At 33.3% G+C, this 25,249-nt stretch carries 28 protein-coding genes; 12 read left to right on the top strand and 16 right to left on the bottom strand.

What is annotated here, in order from left to right; all coding sequences use genetic code 11:
- Positions 1-2: 2 nt before the first annotated feature.
- Positions 3-1,331, bottom strand: coding sequence for a M16 family metallopeptidase (locus tag H2O64_RS12970; protein WP_187562630.1), 1,329 nt, complete (start codon positions 1,329-1,331; stop codon positions 3-5).
- A gap of 169 nt (positions 1,332-1,500) precedes the next feature.
- Between H2O64_RS12970 and H2O64_RS12965 the strand changes: the two genes are divergently transcribed.
- The 3 genes from H2O64_RS12965 to rpmA all read left to right on the top strand — a co-directional run bounded on the left by H2O64_RS12965 (position 1,501) and on the right by rpmA (position 2,971).
- Positions 1,501-1,947 carry a DUF4199 domain-containing protein gene (locus H2O64_RS12965; RefSeq protein WP_187562629.1) on the top strand — a complete coding sequence of 149 codons (447 nt, stop codon included), beginning with the start codon at positions 1,501-1,503 and terminating at the stop codon, positions 1,945-1,947.
- Between the two features lie 79 nt (positions 1,948-2,026).
- Positions 2,027-2,668 (top strand): 50S ribosomal protein L21, encoded by a 642-nt coding sequence (rplU, locus tag H2O64_RS12960; RefSeq protein ID WP_187562628.1) that lies wholly within the window; start codon positions 2,027-2,029, stop codon positions 2,666-2,668.
- Between the two features lie 42 nt (positions 2,669-2,710).
- Positions 2,711-2,971, top strand: coding sequence for a 50S ribosomal protein L27 (gene rpmA, locus H2O64_RS12955; RefSeq protein WP_160129825.1), 261 nt, complete (start codon positions 2,711-2,713; stop codon positions 2,969-2,971).
- A 70-nt stretch (positions 2,972-3,041) separates the two neighbouring features.
- Here the strand turns inward: rpmA and H2O64_RS12950 are convergent, their stop codons facing one another.
- A complete protein-coding gene (locus H2O64_RS12950; protein WP_187562627.1) occupies positions 3,042-5,174 on the bottom strand; it encodes a M3 family metallopeptidase in 2,133 nt (710 codons plus the stop codon).
- A gap of 205 nt (positions 5,175-5,379) precedes the next feature.
- Between H2O64_RS12950 and H2O64_RS12945 the strand changes: the two genes are divergently transcribed.
- On the top strand, positions 5,380-6,135 hold the full coding sequence (locus H2O64_RS12945) for a hypothetical protein (RefSeq protein WP_187562626.1): 756 nt from the start codon (positions 5,380-5,382) through the stop codon (positions 6,133-6,135).
- 65 nt (positions 6,136-6,200) lie between these two features.
- Here H2O64_RS12945 and H2O64_RS12940 read toward each other — a convergent pair whose 3' ends face one another.
- From H2O64_RS12940 to H2O64_RS12900, 9 genes are all read right to left on the bottom strand, one after another.
- Positions 6,201-6,404 (bottom strand): hypothetical protein, encoded by a 204-nt coding sequence (locus H2O64_RS12940; RefSeq protein WP_187562625.1) that lies wholly within the window; start codon positions 6,402-6,404, stop codon positions 6,201-6,203.
- Positions 6,405-6,497: 93 nt separating this feature from the next.
- Positions 6,498-6,725 carry a hypothetical protein gene (locus H2O64_RS12935; protein WP_187562624.1) on the bottom strand — a complete coding sequence of 76 codons (228 nt, stop codon included), beginning with the start codon at positions 6,723-6,725 and terminating at the stop codon, positions 6,498-6,500.
- Positions 6,726-6,795: 70 nt separating this feature from the next.
- The gene (locus H2O64_RS12930; protein ID WP_187562623.1) at positions 6,796-8,388 is read right to left on the bottom strand and encodes a helix-turn-helix transcriptional regulator; all 1,593 of its coding nucleotides are present in this window, start codon (positions 8,386-8,388) and stop codon (positions 6,796-6,798) included.
- Between the two features lie 410 nt (positions 8,389-8,798).
- The gene (locus H2O64_RS12925) at positions 8,799-8,984 is read right to left on the bottom strand and encodes a hypothetical protein (RefSeq protein WP_187562622.1); all 186 of its coding nucleotides are present in this window, start codon (positions 8,982-8,984) and stop codon (positions 8,799-8,801) included.
- A gap of 109 nt (positions 8,985-9,093) precedes the next feature.
- Positions 9,094-9,267: a hypothetical protein gene (locus H2O64_RS12920; RefSeq protein WP_187562621.1), complete on the bottom strand. Its 174-nt coding sequence runs from the start codon at positions 9,265-9,267 to the stop codon at positions 9,094-9,096.
- A gap of 77 nt (positions 9,268-9,344) precedes the next feature.
- On the bottom strand, positions 9,345-11,042 hold the full coding sequence (locus H2O64_RS12915; RefSeq protein ID WP_187562620.1) for a helix-turn-helix domain-containing protein: 1,698 nt from the start codon (positions 11,040-11,042) through the stop codon (positions 9,345-9,347).
- Between the two features lie 225 nt (positions 11,043-11,267).
- The gene (locus tag H2O64_RS12910) at positions 11,268-11,468 is read right to left on the bottom strand and encodes a hypothetical protein (RefSeq protein WP_187562619.1); all 201 of its coding nucleotides are present in this window, start codon (positions 11,466-11,468) and stop codon (positions 11,268-11,270) included.
- 506 nt (positions 11,469-11,974) lie between these two features.
- Positions 11,975-12,148: a hypothetical protein gene (locus H2O64_RS12905; RefSeq protein WP_187562618.1), complete on the bottom strand. Its 174-nt coding sequence runs from the start codon at positions 12,146-12,148 to the stop codon at positions 11,975-11,977.
- Positions 12,149-12,255: 107 nt separating this feature from the next.
- The gene (locus H2O64_RS12900; protein WP_187562617.1) at positions 12,256-12,447 is read right to left on the bottom strand and encodes a hypothetical protein; all 192 of its coding nucleotides are present in this window, start codon (positions 12,445-12,447) and stop codon (positions 12,256-12,258) included.
- Between the two features lie 116 nt (positions 12,448-12,563).
- On the opposite strand from H2O64_RS12900, the gene H2O64_RS24375 reads away from it, so the two are divergent.
- Positions 12,564-12,710, top strand: coding sequence for a LytTR family transcriptional regulator DNA-binding domain-containing protein (locus tag H2O64_RS24375; protein ID WP_187562616.1), 147 nt, complete (start codon positions 12,564-12,566; stop codon positions 12,708-12,710).
- A gap of 136 nt (positions 12,711-12,846) precedes the next feature.
- Here H2O64_RS24375 and H2O64_RS12890 read toward each other — a convergent pair whose 3' ends face one another.
- Entirely contained in the window at positions 12,847-13,032 is a 186-nt protein-coding gene (locus tag H2O64_RS12890) for a hypothetical protein (protein WP_187562615.1), read from the bottom strand.
- Positions 13,033-13,408: 376 nt separating this feature from the next.
- Entirely contained in the window at positions 13,409-15,085 is a 1,677-nt protein-coding gene (locus H2O64_RS12885) for a helix-turn-helix domain-containing protein (RefSeq protein ID WP_187562614.1), read from the bottom strand.
- Positions 15,086-15,359: 274 nt separating this feature from the next.
- Between H2O64_RS12885 and H2O64_RS12880 the strand changes: the two genes are divergently transcribed.
- Positions 15,360-15,716: a hypothetical protein gene (locus H2O64_RS12880; protein ID WP_187562613.1), complete on the top strand. Its 357-nt coding sequence runs from the start codon at positions 15,360-15,362 to the stop codon at positions 15,714-15,716.
- 91 nt (positions 15,717-15,807) lie between these two features.
- Here the strand turns inward: H2O64_RS12880 and ahcY are convergent, their stop codons facing one another.
- The gene (ahcY, locus tag H2O64_RS12875) at positions 15,808-17,124 is read right to left on the bottom strand and encodes an adenosylhomocysteinase (RefSeq protein ID WP_187562612.1); all 1,317 of its coding nucleotides are present in this window, start codon (positions 17,122-17,124) and stop codon (positions 15,808-15,810) included.
- Between the two features lie 136 nt (positions 17,125-17,260).
- On the opposite strand from ahcY, the gene H2O64_RS12870 reads away from it, so the two are divergent.
- The 5 genes from H2O64_RS12870 (at position 17,261) to H2O64_RS12850 (ending at position 21,481) form a co-directional block, all read left to right on the top strand.
- Positions 17,261-17,899 (top strand): 4'-phosphopantetheinyl transferase family protein, encoded by a 639-nt coding sequence (locus H2O64_RS12870; protein WP_187562611.1) that lies wholly within the window; start codon positions 17,261-17,263, stop codon positions 17,897-17,899.
- Positions 17,899-18,633, top strand: coding sequence for a geranylgeranylglyceryl/heptaprenylglyceryl phosphate synthase (locus H2O64_RS12865; RefSeq protein WP_187562610.1), 735 nt, complete (start codon positions 17,899-17,901; stop codon positions 18,631-18,633). The genes H2O64_RS12870 and H2O64_RS12865 overlap by 1 nt, the downstream gene beginning before the upstream one ends.
- Before the next feature lie 87 nt (positions 18,634-18,720).
- Entirely contained in the window at positions 18,721-19,419 is a 699-nt protein-coding gene (pnuC, locus tag H2O64_RS12860; protein WP_187562609.1) for a nicotinamide riboside transporter PnuC, read from the top strand.
- Positions 19,416-19,937 (top strand): ATP-binding protein, encoded by a 522-nt coding sequence (locus tag H2O64_RS12855; RefSeq protein WP_317173828.1) that lies wholly within the window; start codon positions 19,416-19,418, stop codon positions 19,935-19,937. Before pnuC ends, H2O64_RS12855 begins: the two co-directional genes overlap by 4 nt.
- On the top strand, positions 19,934-21,481 hold the full coding sequence (locus H2O64_RS12850; RefSeq protein WP_187562607.1) for a DUF4301 family protein: 1,548 nt from the start codon (positions 19,934-19,936) through the stop codon (positions 21,479-21,481). Before H2O64_RS12855 ends, H2O64_RS12850 begins: the two co-directional genes overlap by 4 nt.
- A 270-nt stretch (positions 21,482-21,751) precedes the next feature.
- Here H2O64_RS12850 and H2O64_RS12845 read toward each other — a convergent pair whose 3' ends face one another.
- Complete coding sequence (locus tag H2O64_RS12845) at positions 21,752-21,949, bottom strand: hypothetical protein (protein ID WP_187562606.1); 198 nt, start codon at positions 21,947-21,949, stop codon at positions 21,752-21,754.
- A 213-nt stretch (positions 21,950-22,162) separates the two neighbouring features.
- Positions 22,163-22,414: a hypothetical protein gene (locus H2O64_RS12840; protein WP_187562605.1), complete on the bottom strand. Its 252-nt coding sequence runs from the start codon at positions 22,412-22,414 to the stop codon at positions 22,163-22,165.
- A 410-nt stretch (positions 22,415-22,824) separates the two neighbouring features.
- Between H2O64_RS12840 and H2O64_RS12835 the strand changes: the two genes are divergently transcribed.
- Complete coding sequence (locus H2O64_RS12835) at positions 22,825-25,212, top strand: TonB-dependent receptor (protein WP_187562604.1); 2,388 nt, start codon at positions 22,825-22,827, stop codon at positions 25,210-25,212.
- Positions 25,213-25,249 lie beyond the last annotated feature (37 nt).

Raw genomic sequence — 25,249 nt, 5'->3', positions numbered from 1 at the left:
TTTTATTTTTTTTCTTGTGTTTTTTCAGCTGGTAAATATTCTAAAATCAAACGTTGGTTTTGATTTAAGTACTTATTCGCAACTTCTCTAATTTCTTCTCTTGTAATAGATCTGTAAATATCAATTTCAGTATTGATCAAGTTTGTATCTCCGTACAAAACATTGTATCTAGCTAAAGAGTTTGCAATTCCTTGCACGCTAGAGTTTGAATTTACAAAGTTGTTCTCAAATTTATTTTGAAGTTTTTGGTAATCTTTCTCAGAAATCAACTCAGTTTGAACTTTCTTGATTTCGTCGTCCATTTCAGCAATTAAATCATCCAATGTAACTTCACCTAATGGAAGCGCTAATACAGCATACGTTCCGTAGTCTTCTTGACTAATGTTTACTGCTTGTGCAGCTAATGCCATTTTCTTTTCGTCAACCAAACGTTTGTATAGTTTAGAACTTTTTCCACTACTTAAGTACGAAGAAATCATATCTAAAACTCTTGCGTCTCTTGTTTTAAAAGAAGGAGTTCTATATGAAGCGATGACCATAGGAATTTGAATATTTTGATCGTATGCTTTTGCACGAAATTCTTTTGTGATCGGATCTTCTTTCGGGAAATTTCTTTCGATAGCTGCGCCTCTTGGAATAGCTGCGAAATAATCGTTGATCATTTTCTTTGTTTTCGCAGTATCAAAATCTCCAGCAACTACTAAGGTTGCATTATTAGGAACGTAGAATTTTTTATTGAATGCCATAAACTCATCGAGTGTTGCAGCATCTAAGTGTTCCATCTTTCCAATGGTTGTTCCTTTATATGGATGTTTTTTAAACATGTTTTTCTTGATTTCTTCAAGAATATGTCCATAAGGTTGATTGTCTACACGTTGTCTTTTTTCTTCTTTTACAACTTCGTTTTGTGTATCAACACCATCTTGGTTGATTACTGGATGTAACATACGTTCTGATTCCAACCACAATCCTAATTGTAAATTGTTTGAAGGGAAAACTTCGTAATAATATGTTCTGTCGTCTGTGGTATTTGCATTATTGCTACCACCATTTGAAGATACAATTTTGAACCATTGTCCGCGTTCAATATTTTTTGTTCCTTCAAACAAAAGGTGCTCAAAAAAATGCGCAAACCCAGTACGTTCAGGGTTTTCATCTTTAGCACCTACATGATACATAACAGCAGTAGTAACTACTGGGGCAGTGTTGTCTTGGTGAAGAATTACATGCAGACCGTTGTCTAAGTTATATTCTTCAAACTTAACTTCTTGGGCTTGGGAAACGAATCCGAAAAGCAGTAAAGAAGCTATTGAAAATAATCTTTTTTTCATTGCGTTAGACTTTTTTTTAACTTTAGTTATTTAGATAGGACGCAAGTTCTATAAAATTGTTACATCTCACAAGCGATACGGGAATTTTAATATTATTTTAATACCTCGGTTGTTTTCCGTATATTGAAGGAGGTCAGTTGGTTACTAATAGTAAACGGAAATATTTATCATGGAAAAGAAAACAGTAAAATACGGAAGTTTCATTGCCTTAGGATTAATAGTCTATTTTTTGACAGTACGTTTGTTAGGCATGCATGAAAACCCTTGGTTGCGGATACTAAATGGAGTTATTGTCGCTTTTGGGATTTATAAAGTGATTAAAGATGTGAAAGCACAAAGAGGTGTGCATTTCAATTATTTTGATGGATTTAAAGCCGGAATTATTTCAGGATTTGTTGCAACATTAATTTTCACCCTTTTTATGGGGATTTATATCTTTCATATAGATACAGCGTTTGCTGAAAAAATAATGGCGATGAGTTTGGGCAGTGTTGCCACAGAACCAGGGCTTTTACTGTTCATTATATTGATTGAAGGATTCGCTTCAACAGTGATTTTGAGTCTATTGTTTATGCAGAAATTTAAGCCAAGTTGGAATATTCCCAATAAACTGTAATAGAAGTATTTGTAGATTAATTAATTAGATGTATATTTGCGTCCATTTTGGATAAATTAATTAATTAAACGAATACGCTATGTATGCAATTGTAGAGATGGCAGGGCAGCAATTTAAAGTTGCGAAAGACCAAAAAGTATTTGTTCATCGTTTGGCAGTAGAAGAAGGAGAGAAAGTTACTTTCGACAATGTTCTTTTATTAGACGACAACGGACAAGTTACTGTAGGCGCCCCAGCTATAACTGGAGCTTCAGTAGAAGCCAAAGTTTTAAAGCACCTTAAAGGTGATAAAGTAATTGTTTTCAAGAAGAAAAGACGTAAAGGTTACCGTGTTAAAAATGGTCACCGTCAGTCTTTAACAGAAATTGTTGTTGAAAACATTCTAGCTTCTGGAACTAAAAAAGCAGCTCCAAAGAAAGAAGAAGCTAAAAAAGAAGTTGCAAAACCTGCAGCTAAAAAAGAAGTAACAGCTTCTAAAGGAGATGACTTAAAAAAGATTGAAGGTATTGGTCCTAAAATCGCATCAACTTTAGTTGAAGCAGGAATTTCAACTTTTGCAGAATTAGCAAAAGCAGAACCAGCAAAAATTTCTGAAATCATTTCAGGTGTACGTGGAAAGCACGTTACTGATACTTGGCCAGCACAAGCACAATTAGCTGCTGATGGTAAGTGGGATGAATTAAAGAAATGGCAAGATGAATTAGATGGTGGTAAAGCGTAATTGCATTATTACTTAAGTATAACAAAATAAAACCTTACTAATATGGCTCACAAAAAAGGAGTTGGTAGTTCGAAAAACGGTAGAGAATCAGAATCAAAACGCTTAGGTGTTAAGATTTTTGGTGGACAAGCAGCTATTGCTGGTAATATCATCGTTAGACAAAGAGGTACTACTCACAATCCAGGAGAAAATGTATATATGGGGAAAGACCATACATTACATGCAAAAGTAGACGGTCTTGTGAAATTCACAAAGAAAGCTAACAACAGATCTTATATTTCAATCGAACCTTTCGAAGCATAATTTAAGATTTAATAGTATAAAAAAAGCCTGAACATTTAATTGTTCAGGCTTTTTTTGTGGAACGAATTTGTTATTCAACAAACCCTTTTTTCTTTAATAATGGACCAATTTCAGGTTCCGAACCACGGAATCCTTTGTACAATTCCATGCCTGGTTGCGAACCGCCCATACTCAACATTTTGCGGTATCGTTTTGCAGTTTCTGGATCAAATATGTTGCCTGTGTCTTTGAACGCTTGAAAAGCATCTGCATCCAATACTTCTGACCATAAGTAACTATAATATCCAGAAGAATATCCTGTAGCACCTGAGAAGATATGTCCAAAATAGGTGTTTCTATAACGAGGAATAATTTCGTCAATTAAGCCTAATTTTTCCATTGCTTCTTTTTCAAAAGCATTTGCGTCCGTTGGAATGTTTTCTGTTTTTGCATGCCAAGCCATATCTAAATACGCTGCCGCCATATATTCTACCGTAGCAAATCCGCCATTGAAAGAATTTGCATCTTTCATTTTTTTAATCATACTATCTGGAATTACTTCACCAGTTTTGTAATGCTTCGCGAACAAACGCAATACTTGTGGTTCACTCATCCAGTTTTCCATTACTTGTGAAGGAAATTCTACAAAGTCCCTTGGTACATTCGTTCCCGATAACGATTCGTATTTTACATTAGAGAATAATCCGTGTAGTGCATGTCCAAACTCGTGAAATAAAGTTTCTGCTTCTGTAAAGGATAATAGCGATGGCGAATCTCCGGAAGGAGCAGGATAATTAAAATTATTCGTTACAATTGGAGTTACCATTCCGTTTACGTTCATTTGACTACGCAAGGCATTCATCCAAGCGCCACCACGTTTGCTTTCGCGCGCAAAGAAATCCATGTAAATAATTCCTAAGTGCGTTCCGTCTTTTTCTAATACTTCAAATACTTGTTGATCTTCATGCCACTTTGGAACGTTTGTTAGTTCTTTAAATGTTAACCCGAATAATTCTCCAGCTAATACAAAAACACCGTCTCTTACGGCAGTGAATTCAAAATATGGACGTGTTTGTTCTTCATCGAAGTTGTAACGTTCTTTTCTAACTTTTTCAACGTAATGTCTCCAATCGCTTCCAGCAAAAGTTCCCGTTACACCTTCACTTTTCATCTTTTTAGCCAATGCATCACGTTCTGATTTAGCCATTGCTAATGCAGAAGGCCATAATTTTTCCATAAAGCCAAATACAGCTTCTGGCGTTTCTGCCATATTATTTGAAAGAATATATGCTGCATGCGAATCGTATCCTAAGAGCTTTGCTTTTTCTAAACGCAATGCTGCCATTTCACTTAAAATAGCTTTGTTATCGCTTTCATTGTCATTATTGGCGCGCATTGCATAACCGTCAAATAATATTTTACGCGCTTCTCGGTTTGGAGACGATTGCAAAAACGGATTGATGCTTGGGCGTTGTAATGTAAATGACCAACCATCTTTGTGACCTCTATTTTTTGCTTCGGCAGCAGCCAGAGCCACTAAACTTTCAGGAAGGTTTCCTAAGTCTTTTTTGTCTTTTGTGTGATATTCAAATGCATTGGTTTCATCGAGTAGGTTTTCACCAAAATCGCCACCTAGTTTTGCCAATCGCGTATTGATTTCGCGCAAGCGATCTTGTGCTTTTCCTTGTAAATTGATTCCTGAACGGACAAAACGTTTGTGTGTTTCTTCTAATAAACGTAGTTCTTCAGGAGAAAGATTTAGTTTGTCTTTTTGATCGTATACAGCTTTGATACGTTTGAATAATGCTGGATTTAAGTTGATATTGTCATTGTGCGTTGCAATAGCCGGCGTGATTTCTTTTGCCGCTATTTTTAGAATACTGTCGGTGTTTGCACCATTTACAGCATAAAATACACGTTGCAATCTGTTTAGATTTTTTCCACTAAACTCCAAAGCTTCAATAGTGTTTTGGAATGTTGCTGCCGCTGTATTTTCGGTAATTTCCTTGATTTCTTTTTGATTTTCTTCAAGTGCAACTTTAAAAGCGGGTAAGTAATCAGTGCTTTTTATTTTATCGAATGGCGGTACTCCAAAAGGTGTATCCCATTCCGTCAATAATGGATTGTCGGTCATAGATGTGTCTGATTTTTTTTCGGGTGTAGCCTCTTTACAGGAAGCAAAGAGCAAAATACTACACATAATGGCTATTGAGGTACGTTTCATCTGTTGTTTTTATTTTGTTAATTGGTCAGATGGAATTCGCATATTAATAATATCAGTTAGTATTGAAATTTTTAACTATGCTCATTTCATGATGTGATTAATTAGAACAACAAGATACTGTTTTTTTAAATTTCGTTTAAAACTTTAACGTTCGATACTACCAAACTCTTTTATTGCGTTATAACTATTCATTCTATTGTGAACTATGAGATATCTTCTATTTGTGTTGTTTATAAGTATCAGCTTTTCCGTTTTTAGTCAGAAAAAAATTCACGTATTCGTCGCGTTGTGTGATAACGTGAATCAAGGAATTGTTCCTGTGCCGAAAACATTAGGGAACGGTCAAAATGCGCGAACAAATTTATATTGGGGCGCGTTGTATGGTATGAAAACCTATTTTAAGCGAAGTAAAGATTGGACATTTATTAAAACGATTCCTTCAAACAATCCGAAAATTTTAGAACGTATTGTCTTCAAACATAAAACAACGAATACATATTTGCTCGCTGATGCGTACGATGGAAAGTATATTGAACAAACCACCATCGATTTTTTACAAGCTAGCAGCGGCGCAAATCCAACAGAAATTACCGTGAACGATCAAAAGTTGAGTTTTGGTGGCGCTTCTGATTTAGTCGCATATATTGGTCATGATGGTTTGATGGAGTTTAGTTTAGATATCAAACTTTCTCCAAAAGATAAAAAGAAACGTGACGCAATTATATTGGCCTGCATTAGTAAAGATTATTTTAAATCGTATTTAAAGAGAACAGGCGCAAATCCGTTGGTTTGGTCTACAGGATTAATGTCGCCAGAAGCATACACCTTAAAATGGGCAATTGATGGCTGGATTTTAAACGAATCGGATGCGGAAATTAGAGAACGTGCCGCAAAAGCTTATCATACCTATCAAAAATGTGGGATGCGCGGCGCACGTGGTTTGTTGGTGACAGGATTTTAAAAGCGAAGCACTTTCATAAAAAATGCTTCGCTCTACATAATAGTAATTGAGTTACTAATTGTTTTTTAACATGTTACCACTGTTGGTGGACAAATAAAAACAGATCCAATACAGTCTATTGCAAAAGTATCGCAAGTTGCGTAACATGTTCTGTAGTACTTATTTGTAAATTCACAAGTAGTACCAGTAACTCCACCTTTAAGCGCATCTGTTTTTAAGTTAGAAACACTTCTTTTGTTTAAGTTCAATTTTACATTTGATTTTTTCATGTTATGATTTTTAAAATTAATAATGACATGAAATTAGAGTGGAATTTTTCTCTGTACAAATGTTCCCATCGTCGGTTTATAAACTGAAGGTGCTTAACAACTAATGAGAGTTCCGCCTTCCGATAATGAATCTGATTGTGAGGTACTACAACCGTCGCAAGACTTGTCAGGATCACATGTGTTTGCTTCCGTATTATGGTTAGCGCAGGGCATATTTGCACATTGACTTTCAATGTTTGTAACGTCTCCGCTTCCGAAAATATTGGATAAATCTGCAACACGTACTTTTTTTAGACCTAAGGTAATCGATCTTTTTTTCATATTATAATTTTAATGTTAGATTGCAACATATTTAATAATGATTGAATATCATAAAATTTGAACCTTCAGTTTATAAACCAAGGGTTATGTTTTTAATAAAATATGAAGGGTAAATTCCGGTGTGTTCTTTGAAAGCTCTTGAGAATGATCCTTCACTCTTAAAGCCCAATTCTAAAGCAATTGCTTTGATGCTGTATGAACAAAAAATCTTGTCGTTTTTCAATTTCTGTAACGCATAATTAATTCTGAGAGTCGTAATGTAACTCTTGAAAGATTGCTCTTTATAGGTGTTGATTATTTTTGATAAATACGATGTATTGGTATTTAACTTTTTTGCAACAGATGTCAAACTAGTTTTCGAGTCAAGATATCCGTGTTTTGTTTCAAATTTCTTTAAAGCTTTTAATATACTGGCTGCTTTTTCGTCAGATATTTTTCTCTCAGTTTGCTGTTTTGTAGTTGATTTTTTTTGCTGACTATTCGCTTCAAGTTCTTCAATATAATTCAGGAGCTTATTGAATTTTTCTTTGTTTTTTGTTTTAAGCCTACGATACCTAAATAGAAATAGTACTAAAATGATTGTTAATAGGATTCCTAAGTAGATTAATATTTGATTGTAAAATTGTCTCTTTTTTGATAGTTCTTCGAGCTCAATAATTTTTCTTTTTAAATAATCTAGATCAAATTTTGTTTCAAGCCTTGTTGTCACGGCATTCAATACTACATTGTTTTCTTGCATGATTGTCTGCGCCATTTTATAATTTTCACGCGCAGTATGATCTGCTTTTATGGCTTCATAACTTTGGGCTAATAGTAAAACTATTTCAAAACGCTCTAAGTGGTTGAATTGATATTGAACTTCAAGCGTTTTAGCTTTTTCTAATACTTGTATTGCTTTTTGATAGTATTGTAATTCATAAAAACACTTTCCTTGAAAGCGATATACAATGAATAAATTGCGATCATTTTTCAATTCAGATAGCAACTTTTCTGCTTTCTCAAAAGATTCAAGCGCGCCCAAATAGTTCTTTTCAGCGCAAGCAATTTTACCTTTAAACAAATAGTAATAACTGATTCCTGTTTTGTTATTTTCAGCTTCGGAAGTTTTTCTTAAAATTTCATTATATTCAGTTGCTTTGTTTACATCTAAGTTGATGTGTGTTGCTACAAGTGCAATATATATATTGAGATAGGTCGTTTTGTTTTCAGAAGGAAGCGTTTTAATTTTTTCTAAATTATCCAGAAATATATCAGCGGCATCTGCATGCAAACCCATTTCGTCTTTAATTAAACCTATATCGTGGTTCGATTTAATTTGCTGTAATAAATTTTGTTCCGCTTTTGCAAAAGAATCTACTTTTAAATAGTATTCAAGTGCTTTTTGGTATTTTCCTAAATTGCGATAAATACTACCTTTTACTTTATAGCCGTATATAAGTGTATTTTTATTTTTTGCTTTTTTAGAATAGGCAATTGTTTGGTTAATTTCTTGCAAAGCAACCTCATAGTTTCCAAAATTATTTTCGGCATCGCCTAGCAGTAAACGCGCAATATTTTCTTCTTTTTCATTCTTTTCTTGAATCGCTTTTTGCAGGCTTGCAGAAGCGTATTTTATAGCTAATTCAGGATTGTTGCTTTTTGTGGAAAAGTACTGTGTTTTCAATTCAGTGTAAGATAATTTCTGTAGCGAATCTTTATCTTGAGAAAAAATGGTTCCGAAATAAAACAAACAACTAAGAAATACAATGCAGTTACGAAAATTCATGTGACGATTAAGTTAAAAAGGGTTACGTACTATAAACAAGACGCTTCTACTTCTGATATATCAATATAAGAAAATGGTTTTTCTTATAACGAATGTGACATGCATAAAGTATAATTTAGGAGTCTCAAATCATGAAGAATGGAATTTTTAAACATACTATTCGACTAAAATAGTAGCTATAATTTTAAATACTACTTGGCGTAAATTTCTGAAATTTGAATGGTTTGTACTTTATCTAATATATTAAAACGCCTCATTTTTATTTGAATGAGGCGTTTTTGTAATAATTTAGTATCAAAATTCAGTGATTAACTACAATCGATCACCGCTGATGTACAATCATTTTCTGTAACGCAATTTACTCCATAGCACGTTGGATAGTGTCTGTTCGTATAAAGACATACTTTTCCAGTGATTCCTCCACTAATTTCTGTTGTTTCCAGAAATGAAATGCGTTTTTTGTTTAAACTTAATTTTACATTTGATTTTTTCATTACTATAATTTTTGTGATTAATAATAGCATGAAATTATTTTGATTTTTCCTGCAAAACAAAGAAGACAACCTTCAGTTTATGAATCTCAGGGTTTACATTTTTACTATTTTATCCGCTTGAATTATCTAAACTATCTGTTCTGGGCGTTATGGTAGTTGGACAGTCTTTAGGAGTAGATTCACAGTCTTTCTGCGTAACTGGAGGAGCTCCAGCTTTTAGCATACTCAAGTTGGCAATACGTGCTTTTCTTAAGTTTAATGATATTGATTTTTTGTTTTTCATACAATTCAATTTTAAAGTTAATAATGAGTTGAAGATAGGAAACGCATAGAGTTGACACTAAAAAAGGCACCTAAGATTTATGAATCAGAGGTTAGGTTTTTGATAAAAAAGGAAGGGTAAATTCCAGTTTGTTTTTTAAATGCTCTTGAGAATACACCTTCACTTTTAAAGCCTAATTCTTCTGCAATTGCTTTGATACTATACGAACGTAATAGTTTATCATTTTTCAATTGGTGCAATACATAATCAATTCGGAGTTGTGTAATGTAATTTATAAATGTTTGCCCTTTATGCGTATTAATAATTTTGGATAAATAGGAAGTGTTGGTGTTCAATTTTTTTGCAACATTAACCAAACTCGTATTGTTATGTAAGAATAATTTTTTGTCCTCAAATTTTTGTAAAGCAGTTAAAATTTTCAGGACTTTTTCATCTGGAAGCTGTTTTTCTTCCGTTGTTTTTACGATTGATTTTGTAGCTTTTTCAGTTTCTACTTGTTGTAGTTTTTTAAGAATAATATCAAACTTTTGCTTGTTATTTATCTTGTACTTTCTATAAAGAATAATTAAGATAATAATGATAAGTAGCAAACCAAAACTCACATATATTAATGATGTACGTTGCCATTCTTTTTCATTCGCTTGCTTTTGTAGTGCTTCAATTTTTTCTTGGATGGTTTTATTGTCATATAAATCTTTAATCTTAGTGTTTACCGTACGTCTTATAGTGTCGTTCGCATTATTTAATTGCATGGAAAGCTTAAAATTTTCAATAGCCTTTTTCTCGTTTGCTATTTTACTATAGCTTAATGCGAGTTTGTGAATGACTTCTTTGTACTCAAAATGATCGAGTCTAATTTCATCTTTTAATGTTTTTATTTTTTCAAAAACGGCAATGGCTTTATCATATTTCTCAGTGTCAAAATGTATTTTTCCTTGAAATTGATATACCGTAAATAGACTATTTTTTTTCCCCAAGGAAACGATGAGTTTTTCAGCTTTTTGCAATGCTTCTAATCCTTTTGAATATTCTTTTTGTTGATATAATAGGATTCCTTTTAGTACATAATAATAACTCAACGCATCTTGATCATTAGTAGCTTCACTATGCTCTTTTATTTTTGTGGCATATTTTTCTGCAGCTTGTTCATCAAAATAAGTATATGCAGAACAAAGTCCGATAAGCGTATTTAGATATTTAAAGGAATATTTTTTTTGATCAATTAATGGAAATAAAATTGCTTCATTCTTTAAGAATAATTTTGCAGCTTCTTCATGGTCTCCCAAAGCAGTTTTAACAGCGCCAATATTTTGATTGGAATACACTTGATAGTCTATATTTTTTCTAATGCGCGCTAAAGAATCTATTTTTAAGTAATATGTAATAGCGTCGTTGTACTTTCCAAAGTCGTAATAAATTGTTCCTTTTCGGCTAATAGCACTCAAAAGCATCTTTTCATTTTCTTCAGCAATGGCGTATGCAATGCTTTCGTTTAAAAGTGAAATTGCTTTTGATAAATCGCCAAAATAACCTTCTATATACGCTTGTTTTATATACGCGCTATGCTTCTCTAAAGTATTATTTTCTTGAATAGCTTTTGTAACTAAAGCATCAGAATACAACTTTGCAATTTTTGGAGCTGAACGTTGAAACTTGAAATAGTTCTGTTTTAAATCTTGATAAGAAGATGTCAATAACGAATCTTTCTCTTGAGAAAAAACAGTTCCGAAATAAAATAAACAACTAAGAAATACAATGCAATGACGAAAATTCATAAAATGGGAGATTAGAAAAGTATATATAAACAAGACGCTATTACCAGTTTTTGTTACCCTAATGCATCAATATAAGAAAATGATTTTTCTTATAACGAATGCGATGCGTATAAAGTATAATCTTACAGTCTCAAACCATGAAAAATGGACTTTTGGACAAAAAAAATAAAAAACCCCCGAACATTACTGCTCAGGATTTTATAAAATTAAAACTACTAAGTGTTCTTAATGATCACATACACGAACAGTATTGTCCGAAGTGCAATCCCACCAAGTTGCTTCACAATTTGTATCGTAACAGGTGTTATAGTACTTATTTGTTAAGTTGCATGTTCTCCCAGTTACACCACCTATGACCGTGCTAGTTTCCAAGTTAGAAATAACATTTTTTTTAAATGTTAATCCATTCCCATTCTTTTTTTTCATAATATTAAGTTTTATGGGTTATATATGATCAAGTTCAAAACGCCTTTTTTTGTTACCCATTCCAGCAAATCCCTTAATTTATGCACGTTAAATATGTGTAGGTAATTAGTATTGAAATTATTTTTCGTTACTCAGGGATGAATTAAAAAACGAACATTCAAAAAACAAAAAAATCCCGAACATTGCTGCGCGAGATTTTGATTATATAGTATTTGTAAAAAGCTCTTCTAATTCAACCGTGGCTGAACAGAAATTCGCTTTTGCTTCATTTAAAAGAAGACGAGTTTATTTTGGATCACCTATTGGACAGTTAATAGGGCAAGTATTGCCATAACAAGTATAAGGTTGACAGCTATAATATCTACTTTCGGCGCCACCTTTCAAGGAATTTGGAGTAAAATTAGAAATTAAAACTTTGCTAATCTTTAACGATTTAAGATTCTTTTTTTTCATAATTGGATAGTTTTTAGGTTTGATTAATATTGTGAGATTGTAATAATCACATACTATCTATTTGGGCATTGATTGTAATGTGAATCATTACACGACATGAAACATGTTTTATGATGCGCACGCGTTGGTTCACAAGCTTGTCCAGTAGCTCCACCTATAATCGAGTTAGATTTTAAGCTAGAAATGTTTTTTTTGTTTAAGCCAAGTTTGATTTTTGATTTCTTCATAATTGTTAGTTTTTAAATGAATTAAGAACATGAAATTAGAATGAATCTGAAGCGTAAACAATTAAAGCTAGGTTCGTTTTATAAAATAGCGGTGTAGATTTCTTTAATTAATCAGTGGTTGTTTTTCTCTTTACCAAGCTGTCAGGTCTTGTGGTTATTGTTTGGCAGGTGTCATCAGGGTTTGAACAGCAATTAGATTGGCTATTCACATTTGCGTGTCCTCCTTTTATATAATTTAAGTTTGCAATATTTGTTTTCTTTAATTTCAAGAGGACTGAAGTTAATATTTGTTTTTTCATAATAAAAAGTGTTTTGTAGTTTTCAGGCTAAATATAGACATTGCCTAGGTTTGTGTGAAAAATAGCTGCGTTCATTTTATGAAATAGCTGTGTGATTTTTATAAAAAAAACAAAGAGTGTGTGGCGATTTACTTTTCTTCCGCATCAACCGAAAATATAAGGTTGCAGTAAATGAAGTGCAAGAAATTCACAGTTATTTTAATAGCCGATTGCAATTCAAGCGACATCCTTCACAAGAAGAAAAAATCATTGTTTCGCGTTAGCGCACGATCAATTTTAAAAATGGTTGGAGCTGTAAATTCAGGCCAAAATAAAAAACCATAACCAAAATATGACTATCTTAATAATGGCTTTTTATAATTCTGAATCGTTAAACTAATACATAAAAATTAGCAATTCTTATTCACTGGGTAGTGTAGGATTGCATTGATAATAACATGAACCCATTCCAGGTTTTGTGTATTTACACTTGAAGCACGTAACGTTGTTGCCAACATTAGTGAGTACGCCTCCTGTGATTGTGGTTACTTCTAAATTAGAAATTTTCTTTTTGTTTAAACTAAGTTTAATACTTGCTTTTTTCATAATGATGAGGTTTTTAAGTTTAATTAATGAGCTGAAATTAGCATGCATTTCGTATAAAGACAATTACCTTAAAATTCATTTTATAAAATAGCGGTAGTATTTCCAAAGGAGAATCAATTACCTCCTGGATTATTCATTAAGCTGTCAGGTCTTGTGGTTATTGTATTGCACGTGTCTTCGTAAGTATGACTATCTGTTTCGTCCTTTGAATTTTTCGTTCCGCCATAAATAGTATTCAAATTAGAGATCAGTACTTTTTTTAATTTAGGAGAATTTGATGTCAATTTTTGTTTTTTCATAATATTAGATATGTTAATAATTTTCACTTCGAATATAGATAATACAAAGGCTTGTAGGAAAGGAAAATACCTTTGTTTTATGAAATAGCGGCTAAGTTTTTTATGAAAAATGATGGGTATATGCCCGTTTGTTTTTTAAATGCCCTAGAAAATGCACCTTCACTCTTAAAACCTAATTCTTTCGCAATTGCTTTAATACTATACGAACGTAAAACCTTATCATTCTTTAATTCATTTAATGCATAGCTGATGCGCAATTGTGTGATATGATTTTTAAATGTAACTCCTTTGTGTGTATTCACTATTTCTGATAAATAAGAAGTGTTTGTGTTCAATTTTTTTGCTACGGAAGCTAAACTCGTATTTTTATTCAGAAATAAATTCGCTTTTTCAAACTTTTCAAGACCGGTGAGAATCTTAGAAACTTTCTCATCTGAAATTTGAAATTTGTGCGTTGGTTCTGTAGTTGTTCTATTTGACGCTAATTGTTGTACTAATTGATCAAACTTTCTCTTGTTATGCTGCTGCTGTTTTCTATACACGAAAAATAAAATGGTAAGCGCCGTAAACAAACCAATACAGACAAATACTAAGGAAGTGTTTTGTTTCTCTTTCTGATCAGATTTGGTTTTCAACGACAAGATTTTATCTTCCAATGTTTTCTTATCGTACTTCTTTAAAATTGTATATCTAATGCTTTCTTGAAGCGTATCTACATACGATAAGTTATGCGCTAACCGATAATTTTCCAAAGCTTTCTCATTATCTTCAAGCTGTTCGTAACTAATGGCTAAAAGCGAGAGAATTTCTTTAAATTCAAAATGATCAAACTTCACTTCACTCTGCAATGATTTTATCGCTTCAAAAGCAACAATTGCATTGGAATATTGTTTCTTGTCAAAATATACTTTCCCGCGAAAGCGATACACAGGAAACAAATTTCGTTTCGTTCCCAATAAGGTAATCAAACTGTCAGCCTGGTCTAAAACTGCCAAAGCATCATCATACTTTTTTCTTTTATAATCAACAATTCCTTTCAAGGTAAAATAATAACTCAACGCATCTGTGTCATTTGCTGCTATACTAAAATTTTTAAGCTCAGGTAAATAACTAGAAGCTGCATCTATATCATGATACGTATATGCTGAACACAGGCCAATCAATGTATTTAGATATACAGTATGATATTTTTTTTCTTCTAGTAATGGTGTGATAATATCTTTATTCTTTAAAAACAATTCGGTTGCTTCTTTATGGTTTCCGGTTAAGTTTTTAATAGATCCAATACTGTGATTAGAATAAATTTGATAGCGAATGTTTTTTGTGACTTTTGCCAGAGAATCTAATTGAAGATAATAGGTAATTGCATTGGTATACTTTCCATACGTAAAATATGTTTTTCCCTTTTGACTCAATGCTTTAATCAGTAGCGAGTCGTTTTTTTGCGCTGTAGCATACAAAATACTTGAATCTATATACTGTAAAGAAACATCCATATTGCCAAAATAATTCTCAGAAGATGCTTTCAACAGAAAAGCGACATGTTCTTCAAGTGTATTTCTTTCTTTTTTTGCTTTCAATAGTAGCGCTTCCGCGTAAATTATAGCTGATTTAGGATTTGTGTATTCTAAACTTTTATATTGATTTTTTAATGCTGCGTAGGAGTTGTGAATTAATGAATCGCGCTCTTGCGAATGCATCACGCCGAGGTAAAAGAATAAAAAAACGAAGGAAAGGAATTTATAAAGGTTCATTAAGCTAAATTATTTAAGAAGAAAGGTCTTTATTAAACTAGACTACCATAACCTAAAGTTGCTACCCAATATAAGAAAAAAGTGAATTGAAGCTATAATGATTCCTTTTTAATAATTAGTAAATAATTTAAAATAGGGCAAACTATTTAAAAAACAGTCGATTACCTGAAATGAATAAGGAAAAACACTCTATTTTAAGTAAGATTTATAACATAATTTTGATTAAAAATAATTAGTAACGTACATCTTATCAGATGTTTTTAAATTAAAAATTATGGCTAAACTTATCAGAAAATCAAGATTAATTGTAGAGGCAATGTCTGAAGATTCAATTGCTGCTCCTGGAAATAGAAGAGCTAACTATATAATTGTATCTGTAACAGGATCAAATGGTGCTCCAGAAACTGGACTTACCGTAAAAAACTTTAAGGTAGATCCTATGATTGTAGGAGCAGGAGGAGCGCTTGTAAATATTGTAAGTGTAAATCCGGGAAGATTACCAGGGTTTTATCATATCAATGTATTACCTATAAAAAGAGAAACTTGGAAAAGTGGCGTTTATATTTTTGCTGTTGCTGTAGAGAAAAGTTTCAAATGCGGACAAAATCTAGCAACAGTACTTATGGATTAGAGAAAAGATTCCGTTCTAGTATAGCACACAAAAAAGAAAACCCTTTATCGTTAGATAAAGGGTTTTTAAAAATATAGAAAAATCTAATTTCTTAGTATCTGTAGTATTCTGGCTTGAATGGTCCTTCAACAGTAACACCGATATACTCAGCCTGATCTGTAGAAAGTTCTTCCAATTCAACTCCAATTTTAGCTAAGTGTAAACGTGCTACTTTCTCATCTAAATGTTTTGGTAACATATATACGTCATTCTCGTACTTGTCAATGTTTTTCCAAAGCTCGATTTGTGCCAATGTTTGGTTTGTAAATGAATTACTCATTACAAAACTTGGGTGACCTGTTGCACAACCTAAGTTTACTAAACGACCTTCAGCTAACAAGATGATATCTTTTCCGTCAATTGTGTACTTATCAACTTGAGGTTTGATTTCAACTTTCGTATTTCCATGCTTCTCGTTTAACCAAGTAACATCGATTTCATTATCGAAGTGTCCAATATTACAAACGATTGTTTTATCTTTCATTGCTTCGAAATGCTCTCCAACAACGATATCTTTATTTCCTGTAGTTGTAATTACGATATCCGCGTTTGCAACAACATTCTTAAATTTCTTTACTTCAAAACCGTCCATTGCAGCTTGTAAAGCACAAATTGGGTCAATCTCAGTAACTGTTACAATACTTCCAGCACCTTTAAAAGAAGCTGCAGTTCCTTTTCCAACATCTCCATATCCACAAACAACAACACGCTTTCCAGCAAGCATAATATCTGTAGCTCTTCTTACCGCATCAACAGCACTTTCTCTACATCCGTATTTGTTATCAAACTTAGACTTAGTAACAGAATCGTTAATGTTGATAGCTGGCATTGGTAATGTACCATTCTTTACTCTTTCGTACAATCTATGTACTCCAGTGGTAGTTTCTTCAGACAATCCGTTGATTCCATCAACCAATTCAGGATACTGATCTAAAACCATATTTGTTAAATCACCACCATCATCTAAAATCATGTTCAATGGCTTTCTGTCTTCTCCGAAAAATAATGTTTGTTCAATACACCATTCAAATTCTTCTTCGTTCATTCCTTTCCATGCATAGACAGGAATTCCAGCTTCAGCAATCGCAGCAGCAGCCTGATCTTGTGTTGAGAAAATATTACATGAACTCCAAGTAACATCTGCACCAAGAGCTTTCAAAGTCTCAATTAAAACCGCAGTCTGAATTGTCATGTGTAAACAACCTGCAATTCTTGCGCCTTTTAACGGTTGCTCATCTTTATATTCTTCACGAAGACTCATTAGTCCTGGCATTTCAGCTTCAGCTAATTCGATCTCTTTTCTTCCCCATGCTGCTAAAGAAATATCTTTAACTTTATAGGCTACGTAAGGAACTGATTTTGTACTCATACTTTTTCTTTTTTTATAATTTGAATAATTATGGGTTGTGACCCAAAATATTTTTAAATTCGCTTTGTAACTTTACAACGCTATTCGCATGCTGAAAGTTTGCGAGTGCAAAGGTACTAAATAACTTTTTAATATAATGGCTCTTTACAAAACTATAACAGTTAATAAACATACTAAAGTGCTGATTTGGAAGATAGAAGAGTCTTTTGAAGAATTAAATCGTAATGTAAAATTAACAAATCATTGCCAACAGCGACTTGACGGAATGCGTTCTGAAATTCATCAGCGTGGATTTCTAAGTGTTCGCCATTTACTAGCGGAGTTCGGATACACAGATTTTGATTTGTATTATGATGACAAAGGAAAACCGCATTTACAAGACGGAAAACACATTTCCATTACACATTCTTTCAACTTTTCGGCAATCATTGTGAGCGATTCTATTCCTGTGGGAATTGATATTGAAATGCAACGCGATAAAATTTTACGCATCGCGCACAAATTCACACCATTAGAAGAATACAAAACGATTGCAAATCATGAAGCATTAGTTCGAAAAGTAACGATTGTTTGGGGCGGAAAAGAATCCATTTACAAAGTATACTCAGAAAAAGGATTAAGCTTTCTAAAACACATTGACATTAACGATTTTTCTTTGGAAACATCTAAAACAAAAGGAACTGTGTATTTTGGAGAAGAAACGGCAACATATTCACTAGATTTTTTAGAATTTGAAGGATTTACGTGTGTATACGCTTTAGAAGAAAATCGCTAATGATACTATTGAAAACGATGTACGAAGATATCATTCAAGCTAAAAAAGACAGCAAAAAACTATTGGCGGTTTTGATTGATCCTGATAAGATTGACACGTCTCGCATTCCTGAATTCTTTCAGAAAGTACACGAATCTATCATCACGCATGTATTTGTTGGCGGAAGTACAGACGAAGGAAATCAGCTAGAAACGGTTGTGAAAACGATCAAACAACATACAAATTTACCTGTATTAATTTTCCCTGGAAGTCACGAGCAAATCACAGAAACTGCAGACGGAATCTTATTTTTGTCATTACTCTCTGGACGAAATCCAAAATACTTAATCGAACAACAAATACAGTCGGTTTCAAAATTGGTCAACTCTAGTTTAGAAATCATTCCAACAGGATATATTCTAATAGATGGCGGCGTGGAAACTGCTGTACAGCGCGTGAGTGAAACGCAACCTATTTCGCAAGAAGATGAAACCGCAATCTTGCATACCGCTTTGGCGGGACAGTTCTCTGGAAAAAAACTCATCTATCTAGAAGCGGGAAGTGGCGCAAAAAAAATGGTCAAGCCAGAAATCATACAAAAAGTTGCTTCACAATTGCAAATTCCATTAATTGTCGGTGGCGGAATCAGATCAAAAACACAACTAAATGCAGCATTCAGTGCTGGCGCAGATTTGGTCGTAATCGGAACTGCTTTTGAAGAAAATGAAGCCTTTCTAGAAGAACTAAAAAAATAATAAGTTCGTTACAAACAAAGAACAAACCAACAAAAAAGCGAAGCGACCAAACAACAAACAACAAATCAACAAACAAGCGAAGTAACTATGAGCCAACTTTTTGATTTTTTCCTAGAACCGTATAAAGATGCGATCTGGTTAGATATTATCTTAGAATTTTCCGCAGCAGCATTCGGAATTGCAAGTGTTTGGTTTGCCAAAAAAGAAAAAATTTGGGTATTTCCAACAGGAATCATCAGTACCATTATATACATATATCTCTGTTACAAATTTATATTGTATGGCGACATGATTATCAATATGTATTATTCTATCATGAGTATATATGGTTGGTATTTGTGGACACGCGTAAATAATGATACAAAACTAAAAATATCAACAACCAACTTTTTAGACAAGCTAAAAGCCATTGCAATCTTCTTATTTACGGCAGCTTTTACGTATGTAGTATATGTGCAATACGACATTATAGATATTCACTTAGATGTTAATGAAACCATCGATTTTGTATTTTCAAACTTTGGTTCCATTGCTGAAATCAAGAGAATTACACCTTATTTAGATACGATTACTACGGGAATTTTCTTTTCAGGAATGTGGTTAATGGCAAAGAAAAAAATAGAAAACTGGCTATTTTGGATTTTTGGAAACATCATCTCAGTTCCATTGTATTTTGTAAAAGGACTCGGATTTACCGCAATACAATTCACAATTTTCTTAATTTTAGCCATCTTTGGATACATCGCATGGAAGAAAACCTTAAAAAACGAAGTGGAAACTGCTTGAAAATAGTTGTATTTGGACCTGAATCTACAGGGAAAACGACATTGGCAACCCAATTAGCAGCACATTACAAGACTACGATTGTACCCGAATTTGCGCGAATCTATGCGGAAGCAAAACAGCAAAAAGGAGAAAAACTAACTTCAGAAGATGTACTGCCTATTGCAAAAGGACAATTGCGTTTGGAATGTAAAGCTTCGGGAAGCGAGCTATTAATTTGTGATACAGACATTCTGGAAACCATCACGTATGCACGTTTATATTATCCTGAATTCAAAAGTGAAACACTTCAAAAATATGCAACAAAAAATACAGCAAATCTCTATTTTTTAACTTATATTGATACACCTTGGAAAGCAGACGGAATTCGTGATATCCCTCACAAACGAGCAGAAGCATTTCAAGAATTTCAGCAGACCTTAAAAACCTATAACCAACCTCATATATTGCTCAAAGGAAGTGCAGAAGTACGACTTCAAAAAGCAATTACGGAGATAGATAAACTACGAGCAATACATTGAACTTTTCAGAAAAACAGATAGCACAAATAGAATTAAAAGGAATTACATTGCCTCAAGTGAAAGAGCAACTTGCGAAGTTTGAGAAAAAAATTCCATTTACAGATATCACTGCACATGCAAGTGTTGCTCACGGAATCTTAAAACTCACTTCCGAAACGGAAGAAACCTACGAACAAATATATAGAGAAGAACATCGCAAATTAGAAGTTGTAAAATTTACGCCAGCTTCAGGTGCAGCGACACGAATGTTTAAATTTCTATACAAATTTTTAGAAACCTACAATCCTAAAAAAGAATCGATCAACTCATACATCAACAAAGAAAAAGAACCTGAAATTCGACTATTCTTTATCGGATTGGAAAAATTCCCTTTTTACGATGATGTATTAAAAAAGATGGACAAAACAGAGCTTGACCGAATTAAAAAGCCAGATGAATTCAATCGTGATTTTGTACATGCACTACTTGCTGAAGAAGGATTAAACTATGGAAACTATCCGAAAGGATTATTGCCTTTTCACAAATACAAAAGCCACTTAGCAACACCTTTTCAAGAGCATTTATTTGAAGCTGCAAGCTATGCATGTCAGACAGGAAAAGCAAAATTGCACTTTACCATTTCCAAACAACATTACGATAAATTTAAAGCCACTGAAGCAGAAATCTTACCGCACATTGAGCAAAAAACTGGATGTACATTTGAAATCTCATATTCCTATCAATCGGAACAAACAGATACTATTGCAGTCGATTTAAAAAATAGACCAATCATAGGAACAGATGGAGATCTAGAATTTAGACCTGGCGGACACGGCGCTTTGATAAAAAATCTAAATGCAATTGATGCAGATTTAATCTTCATCAAAAACATAGACAATGTTGTTGTAAACACATACGCAGAAGAAATTTCACGTTACAAAAAAATTCTTGCAGGAAAACTTATTGAGTTGCAACAAAAGGCGTTCAAGTTTATGGAAATGTTGCATCAAGGTGTTTCTAATGACGAATTAACCACAATTTTAAGCTTTCTATATCAAGAACTCAACATACAAATCAGTGAAGAATTTGAAAAATATTCGCAAAAATATCAAATAGAATACCTCATTGAAAAACTAAACAGACCAATTCGCGTATGCGGAATGGTAAAAAATGAAGGTGAACCTGGCGGCGGTCCATTTTGGGTAAAACACGAAAACGGTTCGGTTTCGTTACAAATCGTAGAATCGGCGCAGATTGACAGACGTAACGAATATCATCAAAGCATTCAAAAACTAGCAACACACTTTAATCCTGTAGATATAGTTTGCGGCGTAAAAGATTATCAAGGAAACAAATACGATCTTTCACAATTTGTAGACCGAAAATCGTACTTCATTACGTCCAAATCAAAAAGTGGCAAAAAAATAAAAGCTTTAGAATTACCGGGCTTATGGAATGGAGCGATGGCATTTTGGAATACTATTTTTATAGAAGTTCCATTGGTAACTTTCAATCCTGTAAAAACCATCAATGATTTACTAAAACCTACGCATCAAGTAAAGTAATACTAGATTTTAGTATCGTCAGGTCGAGTGAATTTGTGAAGCAAATTTGTATCGAGACCTACTTTTAATTTTCTTTTGTCACATCGAGCATTATTGAAATCAAAATATATTTTAATTGAAAATACCTAGCGAAGCTATAGAGATGCTATGACATAATAATTCTCAATCCTTTAATTAAAAACAAAAAAATATCGAGAACAATTCTAGTCATAAGAAATTGTTCCCGATAATTCTACTAAGTTTGCCGAAGTACTATTTCACTTTAACAAATTAATACGTACACGGAGTTCCATCTGGGTTTTGTCCATTTCCGATTGTATGTCCACAACGGTGATATGCCGTAATTTCACATAAATTAGCAGATGGGCAAAAAGTTGTTGCACCACCAATAATTTCTGATGCGTTTCCTAATTTTGAAACCTTTGAAGTCTTAAGTGACAATTTACTGTCTAAATTTTGCTTTTTCATAATAAATGATTTTAATTGTTAAAGTGTAAATGAACTACATTTCAGTCGTTTACAAAAGACTTACAAACCGTAATTCGATAATTAAAGGAAGAATTTGCTACATATTATAGCCTTGTAAAAAAGTAAAATTGCCCTGATAATAAGCTAGTTAAAGCCTTTTCAAGGCAATTTCAAGATCATTACTCAAAGCGATGATTTTGCTAGAAAAACAGCTTAATACGTACACGGATTTCCATTTCCATCTTGACCATTTCCAATAGTATGTGTACAATAAAGAGCTTCAGTAAGCTTAATTGGTTCTTGGGTAACTGTTTTACAAGTTTCAACATCCGAAATAATACATGGATTGTCTGTAAATCGAACAGCAACACCACCAACGCCTCCACGGATTCTGTTGAGGTTAGTTACATTCGAAATTGTAGTTGTTCTAAATACTAGTTTTTTTTGAAAATTTTGTTTTTTCATGAGTAAAAAGTTTTTTGGTTATCTATTAAAAATACTGATTTTCAAGATATTAAAATGTTAAAAAAAATATTTTCTCACGTTGTGTGCGTAATTACAATAAAATTATATGCAGTATAAACGAATCAGTTACGATATAATAATTATTCAAAAAAAGTGATAAAATTCAAAAAACTGAATTACTTTTGCAGCATCTCAAAGGGGTGCAATTTGAATCATAACTATTTGTTATTACATTCAAAACGCTGAGATTATACCCAATGAACCTGGGCAGGTAATGCTGCCAAGGGACGGATCAAATCTTTTTAAAAAGGATTTGATATGCCGACAGTCATAGTCTGTCAAAATCATTTATCTAATTTTTTAATCAAGAATAATTACCCCTTTTATTCGTAACAAACCGTATTACGAATATGAAGAATTTATTCGCTTTTTTATGCCTTTTCGTACTGTCAGTCAGTATGCAGGCGCAGAATTTTACACTCTCAGGAACCATTTCAGACGAATCAGGAGAACCATTGCCTGGCGTAACTGTTTTCGTAAAGGAAACAAGTAACGGAACCGTTTCTGATATTGAAGGAAAGTATGCTCTAAGGATTTCCAAAGGAACATATACGATTGTAGTGCGTACACTTTCAAAACCAATTGAAAAAACAGTCACAATTACCAAAGACACTGTTTTGAACTTTGATGTATCTAAATCGCCAGAAGCATTAGACGCCGTATTAATTTCGGCAGTTCGCGTAAATGCCGATTCACCAATTACGTATTCCAATTTAGACAAAAAGGAAATCACCAAAAGAAATCTTGGACAAGACATTCCTGTTTTAATGAACTTCATGCCTTCGGTTGTGACAACTACGGATGCTGGTTCAGGAGTTGGATACACAGGAATTAGAGTGCGTGGTAGTGATGCAACACGTGTAAATGTTACCATCAACGGAATTCCGTACAACGATGCGGAAAGCCAAGGAACGTTTTGGGTAAACATGCCCGATTTGGCTTCGTCTACTGAAAGTATTCAGTTGCAACGTGGTGTTGGAACGTCTACCAATGGTTCAGGAGCTTTTGGAGCCAGTTTAAGTTTACTCACAGATGCTGTTTCGGAAAAAGCAAACGGAGAAATTTCAAACTCATTCGGAAGTTTTAATACCAGAAAACACACGGTAAAATTTAGCACAGGAAAACTAGATGAGCATTTTGAATTGGCTGGTCGTTTATCAAAAATAAAATCAGACGGTTATATTGATCGTGCAAGCTCTGACTTAAGCGCGTACTTTTTGCAAGCTTCGTATGTTGATGACAATACCTTAATCAAAGCATTGGCTTTTGGCGGACACGAAATTACGTATCAAGCTTGGAACGGAATCGACAGAGAAACCTTAGAAACCAATCGTACCTTCAATCCGTCAGGACAATTTACAGACGAAAATGGAAATGTGCGTTTTCATGACAATGAAGTTGACAATTACCGTCAAGATCATTACCAATTTCACTGGAATCAGAAACTTTCAGAAAACTGGACAACAAACTTAGGTTTAAACTATACGCAAGGTCGCGGCTTTTTTGAGCAATACAAAGAAGACGAATCATTTGACGAATATGGTTTTGAAGAAATCGTAGTAAACGGAACGACAATCAACGAAACTGATTTGATTAGAAGACGTTGGTTAGACAATGATTTTTATGTAATCAACTTAAATGCAAACTACAAAAAGAACAATCTAGATATGGATTTTGGAGCGTTCTTAGGTGTGTATGATGGTGATCATTTTGGAGAAGTAATTTGGGCACGTTTTGCAAGTGATAGCGAAATTAGAGATCGTTATTATGACGGAAACGGAAAGAAAAATGATCTAAGTTTCTTCACGAAAGCGACTATTCGTGTCAACGATAAAATAAGTTTATTTGGTGATTTACAATTGCGTAATGTAAGCTATAAAACTTCTGGATTAAGTTCGGATGTAGTTCCTTTTAATATTGATGAAACGTATACTTTTTTCAATCCAAAAGCAGGAATCAACTACAAAGTAAACACTAATAACAGCTTATACTTTTCGTATGCGAGAGCAAACAGAGAGCCAAATCGAAGCGATTTTGAAAATAACAATGCTGTAAAACCAGAACAACTGGACGATTTTGAATTAGGATGGCGCTGGAAAGGTGAAAACTTCACGGTAAACACAAATGCATATTACATGTTATACAACGATCAATTAGTCTTAACAGGCGCGTTGGACGATACAGGATCGCCATTGAGAACCAATAGTGGAAAAAGTTACCGTTTAGGATTGGAAATTGATGCTTCTTTCAAATTAAGTGAGCAATTAACATTACGCCCAAATGTGGCAATTAGTACAAATAAAAACAAAGACTTTGTAACGTCACAAGACGGTAGTTTGGTTAACTTAGGAAACACAAACATTTCGTTTTCGCCAGATTTCGTAGCAGGAAACATTATTTCATACATGCCATCAAATAATTTTCAAGTATCATTACTTTCTAAATATGTAGGCGAACAATACATGGGGAATATTGATTCAGATGTTTCAAAATTAGATAGTTATTTTATCAATGACTTGAATTTGAATTATACAATCAAAATGAAATCTATCTTTGAATCGATTACCTTTTCAGGATTGATCAATAATATTTTTGGTGTTGAATATGTGTCTAACGGATACTTCTTTACATTCGATGATACTTGGTCAACTCCAGGAACAACAACAACAATTGAAGGTGCAGGATTCTATCCGCAAGCAACCAGAAACTTCTTAGTAGGAATGACTTTGAAATTCTAATCTGAATAGTTTCTAGTGTATAAGTTTAACAGTTTAT

The organism is Kordia aestuariivivens, assembly GCF_014397005.1.
GTDB classification, from domain to species: domain Bacteria; phylum Bacteroidota; class Bacteroidia; order Flavobacteriales; family Flavobacteriaceae; genus Kordia; species Kordia aestuariivivens.
Note: the sequence above shows the minus strand (reverse complement) of the source record. Positions and strands in the feature narration are given on the sequence as shown.